Here is a 5255-nt window from a genome sequence, read left to right as displayed (position 1 = left end):
CCCCCCCCAGCCAGTCGGGCAGCGCGCGGTGGCGAAAGGGCTGCCACCAGCCGAACACCAGCGCCGCCCAGCGCGACTCGGTCCACCAGCCGCGCAGCAGCGCCCCGGCCGTGGGCCGCGGCTCGCCGGCGTGCGCCCGCACGGCCGCCATGAGCAGGAACTGCGGCAGCATCAGCAGGCGCGAGGCCAGCGGCACCGCGACCGGCCCGGCGAGCGCCAGCCAAGGCGAATTGCCACGCCAGGCGAGCCCCATCCACAGGGCGATCGCCAGCCCATGCGCCGCCACCAGCCAGCGCTGCCATCGCGCATTGCCCATCGTCCTTCGCCTCCGCTTTGCCATCCGGGCGGTCCGCTCCCGCCGCGCCCGGGCGCCGGCACAATCGCCCGCGGCCCGCGCGCACCGCGACCATACGCCACCGGCCCCCCCGCCGGCGCGCTGGTTGCGCCGGTGCCACGCGCGGGCGACGGGTACCCATAGCCCAGGCACGCCCGGTTCCGCGATGATCGGCGCACGCCTCCCACCATGGGCAAGATCCTGCGCCGCGCCCTGTGCGGCGATCGCCAACGTCCCCTCCTTTCTCCTGACCGCCGATGACCTCTGGTACCTCCCCCATCCTCCCTCCGCACATCACCGTCTTCGAGCGCGGCTGGCTGTCGGCCAACAACATCCTGTTCGCGGGCCCGGGCCCGGCCACCCTGGTGGACAGCGGCTACCACACGCACGCCGCCCAGACCGTCGCGCTGGTGGAGTCGGCGCTGGACGGGCGGCCGCTCGAGCGCCTGCTCAACACCCACCTGCACAGCGACCACTGCGGCGGCAACGCCTTGTTGCAACAACGCTGGCCGCAGCTGCAGACCCTGATCCCACCGGGCCAGTTCGCCCAGGTGCGCGACTGGGACCCGGTGGCGCTCAGCTACGTGCCGACCGGCCAGCAGTGTGCCCCGTTCCGTGCCGACGGCACCCTGGAGCCCGGCCAGGAGCTCGAACTGGGCGGGCGCATCTGGCAAGTGCACGCCGCGCCCGGGCACGATCCGCACGCGGTGCTGCTGTTCGAGCCCGAAGAGCGCGTGCTGATCTCCGGCGACGCGCTCTGGGAGCATGGCTTCGGCGTGGTCTTTCCCGAGATCGAGGGCGAAGGCGCCTTCGACGAGGTCGCGGCCACCCTGGACGCCATCGAGCGCCTCGCGCCCCTGGTGGTCATCCCCGGGCATGGCAGCGTGTTCGGCGACGTGCCCGAGGCGCTGGCGCGGGCGCGCAAGCGCCTGGCCGGCTTCGTCGCCGCGCCGCTCAAACACGCCCGCTACGCAGCCAAGGTGCTGCTCAAGTACAAGCTGCTCGAATGGCAGCACGTGGCACTGGCGGACGCCCTCGCATGGCTGCACGCCACGCCCTACTTCTCGGCGCTGCACGCGCGCTACTTCGCCGAGCTGCCGGCCGACGAGTGGGCGCGCACCTTGGTCGAGGAACTGGTCGCCGGCGGGGCCGCGCGGCGCGAAGGCGACCTGCTGGTGAACACATGAGAAGCGTTGCCCTGGAGCGACATTCCAGGGGAAATATTTCGCATCGCAGAAAAAACACCCTCCGACAGCGGGTTCGTGTAAACGAGACTGATTCTCAATAATAATCGCGGCCGTTTGACCTGCCGTGTAAACCAACCAAGGAATCGCTCGCACATGCCCCGTTCTCCATCGCTGAAGAAACCCAAGAGCCTGCGCCTAGGCGCCGGTCTGTCGGCCGCCGCCTTGCTGCCCCTGTCGGCGCTGGCCCAGCCCGCCCAGCAGGCCGCCCCGGCTGCCGCGGCCGCCCTGCCGACCGTGACGGTGCAGGAACAGGCCATTGACCCCAACCCGAATGCCGAGGTCGGCGCACCCTACAAGGCCAAGACCTCGGCCGACAGCCGCTACACGCGCCCCCTGGCCGAGATCCCGCAGACCATCTCGGTGGTGACGGGCGAGGCCATCCGTGATTCCGGCCAGACGGACCTCAAGCAGATCCTGTCCGTGCAGCCCGGCATCACCCTGGGCACGGGCGAGAACGGCAACGCCTTCGGCGACCGCTACATCATCCGCGGCCAGGAGGCGCGCTCGGACGTGTTCGTGGACGGCCTGCGCGACCCGGGCATGACCACACGCGAGAGCTTCGCCATCGAGCAGGTGGAAATCACCAAAGGCCCGAACTCCAGCTTCGCCGGTCGCGGTTCGGCCGGCGGCGCGGTGAACGCCATCACCAAGCAGGCGACGCACGACTACAGCTTCACGCGCATCTCCGGTGGCCTCGGGACGGACAGCCACCGGCGCCTGGCGGTGGACGCCAACAAGGCCTTCAACGAAACCTTCGCCCTGCGCGCCAACGGCCTGCTGTCGAGCGAGGACGTGCCGGGGCGCAGCCCCTCCGAGCGCCAGCGCAACGGCCTGGCGCTGTCCGGCCTGTGGGCCCTGAACGAAGACCTGTCGGTCACGCTCGACTACTACGGCCTGCGCGCCAAGGACAAGCGACCCGACCTCGGCCACTACCTGGTGGGCACCGCGCCCGACCGCCATCCCGCCACCGGCGTGCCGGTGTACGCGCAGAACAGCGACTTCATCCGCTCCGACGTCGACACCCTCACGGCACGCGTCAACTACCGCTTCACCCCCGACGTGAAGCTCACCAGCCTCACGCGCTACGGCGAGTCGGACAACAGCTACGCCACCACCGGCGCCTCCAGCCGCGTGGTGCATGACGCGGCCGGCCGCCCGGCCTACACGGCGGGCGCGCTCGACGGCGGCCACACCGGCTGGCAGGAAGTGAAATACTTCGCGCACCAAAGCAACCTGCGCTGGGACAAGCAGATCGGCAACCTGAAGCACGAGTTCATCTTCGGCTTCGAATACACCGACCACAAGGTACTGTCGGGCAACTTCGGCGTGAGCAATACCGGCGCGTTCAACTGCCGCGCGCCCGGGCGCGACGGCGTGCTGCCCCCAGCCAACAACGCCTGGTGCATCACCGATGCGGCCGGCAACGTGGTACCGAACGTGAACGACCTGGCCGGCCGCAGCTACACGCGCCGGGGCTGGACGCGCGACTGGCGCGTGCGCACCGTCGCCCTGTCGGCCATGGACACGGTGGACCTGAGCGACCGCTGGACGCTGTTCGGCGGGCTGCGCGCCGACCACTACAAGCTGTCGATGCTCACGCGCAACAACCTCAAGGACGAGCTGACCGGCGACTACGGCTTCAGCGACACGCTGGTCAACGGCCACCTGGGGCTGAGCTTCAAGATCGACCCCACGGCCATGGTCTATGCCAGCTTCGGCACGGCGCAGGACATCAATGGCGGCGAGCCCGACACCGGCACCAGCAGCGGCTACGGCGGCCTGGTGATCCACGACGGCAAGGCCGCCGGCGCCAAGCCCGAGACCTCGCACAACTTCGAGATCGGCGGCAAGTGGAACGTGCTGGACGACAAGCTGCTGGCCACCGCCGCCCTGTTCCAGACCACCAAGCGCGACGTCATGGAAGGCACCGACTACGACACTGCCGGCACCTTCAACACCGGCCGCAACCGCGTGCGCGGCATCGAGCTGGGCCTGGCGGGCAACCTCACGCCGAAACTGGAGCTGCAGGCGGGCGCAGCCTTCATGAAGTCGCGCGTGCTGGCCTCCAGCACCCCCTCTCGCGTGGGCCTGCCGCTGTCGAATTTTGCCGACCGCACCGCCTCGGTGCAGGGCAAGTACCACCTGACGCGCAACCTGGAAGTGGGCGCCGCGGCGCGCTACGAGAGCAGCCGCTGCGGCGGTCAGCCCGACACCGGCGCCGACTTCCGCGATGGCGTGTGCAACAACCGCGTGCCGTCGTTTGCCGTCTATGACCTGTTCGCCAGCTACCGCATCAACAAGAGCGCGAACCTGCGCCTGAACATCCTGAACGTCACCGACAAGGACTACTTCACCGCCGTCTACCGCTCGGGCGCCTTCCTGTACAAGGGCGACGGCCGCGCGGTGCGCCTGACGCTGAACCTGGACCTGTGATGCACGGGCGGCCGTCCGGGCCAGAGGCCACGCCGGCTGAGCGCGTTCCCACGGGCGTGCACAACGCCGTCGACTACGAGCGCCTGGCGCCGCGCCACCTGGAGCCGGGGCGGCTGGCCTACATCGCCGGCGGCTGCGGCTGGGACCAGACGGTCGCCGCCAACCGGGCGGCGTTCGAGCACTGGGCCGTGCTGCCGCGGCTGCTGCGCGACGTGCGCCGCGGCCACGTGCGGCTGCACCTTGCCGGGCAACCGCTGGAGCACCCCTTCCTGCTGGCCCCGGTCGCGCACCAGCGGCTGGCGCACCCCGACGCGGAGATCGCCACCGCCCGCGCCGCCGAGGCGACCGGCACCTGCCTGGTGGCCAGCACCCTGTCGTCCGCCCCGTTGGAGGCCATCGCCCAGGCGGCGGGCAGCGGCCCGCGCTGGTTCCAGCTCTACCTGCAACCCGAGCGCGCCCACACGCTCGACCTGCTCTCGCGCGCCGAGGCTGCGGGCTTCTCGGCCATCGTGCTGACGCTCGACGCCAGCATCCAGCTGGCCAGCCGCAGCGCGCTGGCCGCCGGCTTCGTGCTGCCGCCCGAGTGCACGGCCGCCAACCTGGTGGAGTACGCGCCTTCCGCGCCGGCGCCACTGGGCCCGGGCGACAGCCGCATCTTCCAGGGCGCGATGCGCCACGCGCCCACCTGGGACGACCTGCAATGGCTGCTCGCGGCCACGCGATTGCCGGTGTGGATCAAGGGCGTGCTACATCCCGAGGACGCGCGCCAGCTGCAGGCCGCGGGCGCGGCCGGCCTCATCGTCTCCAACCACGGCGGACGGAGCCTGGACGGCGCGCCCGCGTCGCTGGCCATGCTGCCCGCGGTGCGCACCGCCGTGGGTGCGGACTACCCGCTGCTGCTGGATGGCGGCGTCCGCAGCGGGCTGGACGCCTTCAAGGCGCTGGCGCTGGGGGCCGACGCCGTGCTCATCGGCCGCCTTCAGATGTACGCCCTGGCGGCTGCCGGCGCGCTGGGCGTGGCCCACATGCTGCAACTGCTCGTCGAGGAGCTGCAGGCCTGCATGGCCCAGGCCGGCTGCGCCACGCTGGCGGACATCGGTGCCGAGGCGCTGGTGCCGGCCCTTCCCTTCACCGGAGCACCCTTCCCACCATGCTGATTTCCATCGACCAGGTCCTGTCCAAGGATGAAGTGCGCGCCTTCCGCGCCGAACTCGACGCCGCCGACTGGCAGGACGGCGCCG

General features: G+C 71.1%; 3 protein-coding genes and 1 pseudogene. 3 read left to right on the top strand and 1 reads right to left on the bottom strand.

Translation table 11 applies throughout. The features are described 5' to 3' along the window. Positions 1–316, bottom strand: a pseudogene (locus A612_RS10895) (permease); the annotation flags it as partial. A 275-nt stretch (positions 317–591) separates the two neighbouring features. Here A612_RS10895 and A612_RS10890 point away from each other — a divergent pair. From A612_RS10890 to A612_RS10880, 3 genes are all read left to right on the top strand, one after another. Next, positions 592–1521 carry an MBL fold metallo-hydrolase gene (locus tag A612_RS10890; protein ID WP_019374514.1) on the top strand — a complete coding sequence of 310 codons (930 nt, stop codon included), beginning with the start codon at positions 592–594 and terminating at the stop codon, positions 1519–1521. A 153-nt stretch (positions 1522–1674) separates the two neighbouring features. Then, positions 1675–4014, top strand: a complete 2340-nt coding sequence (locus tag A612_RS10885; RefSeq protein ID WP_019374513.1) for a TonB-dependent receptor — start codon at positions 1675–1677, stop codon at positions 4012–4014. Beyond that, positions 4014–5171 (top strand): alpha-hydroxy acid oxidase, encoded by a 1158-nt coding sequence (locus A612_RS10880; protein ID WP_040436649.1) that lies wholly within the window; start codon positions 4014–4016, stop codon positions 5169–5171. Before A612_RS10885 ends, A612_RS10880 begins: the two co-directional genes overlap by 1 nt. Positions 5172–5255: the final 84 nt, after the last annotated feature.

Origin of the sequence: Melaminivora alkalimesophila, from assembly GCF_000282995.1 — a bacterium.
Lineage (GTDB): Bacteria > Pseudomonadota > Gammaproteobacteria > Burkholderiales > Burkholderiaceae_C > Melaminivora > Melaminivora alkalimesophila.
Note: the sequence above shows the minus strand (reverse complement) of the source record. Positions and strands in the feature narration are given on the sequence as shown.

Coding starts and splice junctions, on each gene's coding strand:
- A612_RS10890 (WP_019374514.1), top strand. CDS start 592: ATGACCTCTGGTACCTCCCCCATCCTCCCTCCGCACATCACCGTCTTC.
- A612_RS10885 (WP_019374513.1), top strand. CDS start 1,675: ATGCCCCGTTCTCCATCGCTGAAGAAACCCAAGAGCCTGCGCCTAGGC.
- A612_RS10880 (WP_040436649.1), top strand. CDS start 4,014: ATGCACGGGCGGCCGTCCGGGCCAGAGGCCACGCCGGCTGAGCGCGTT.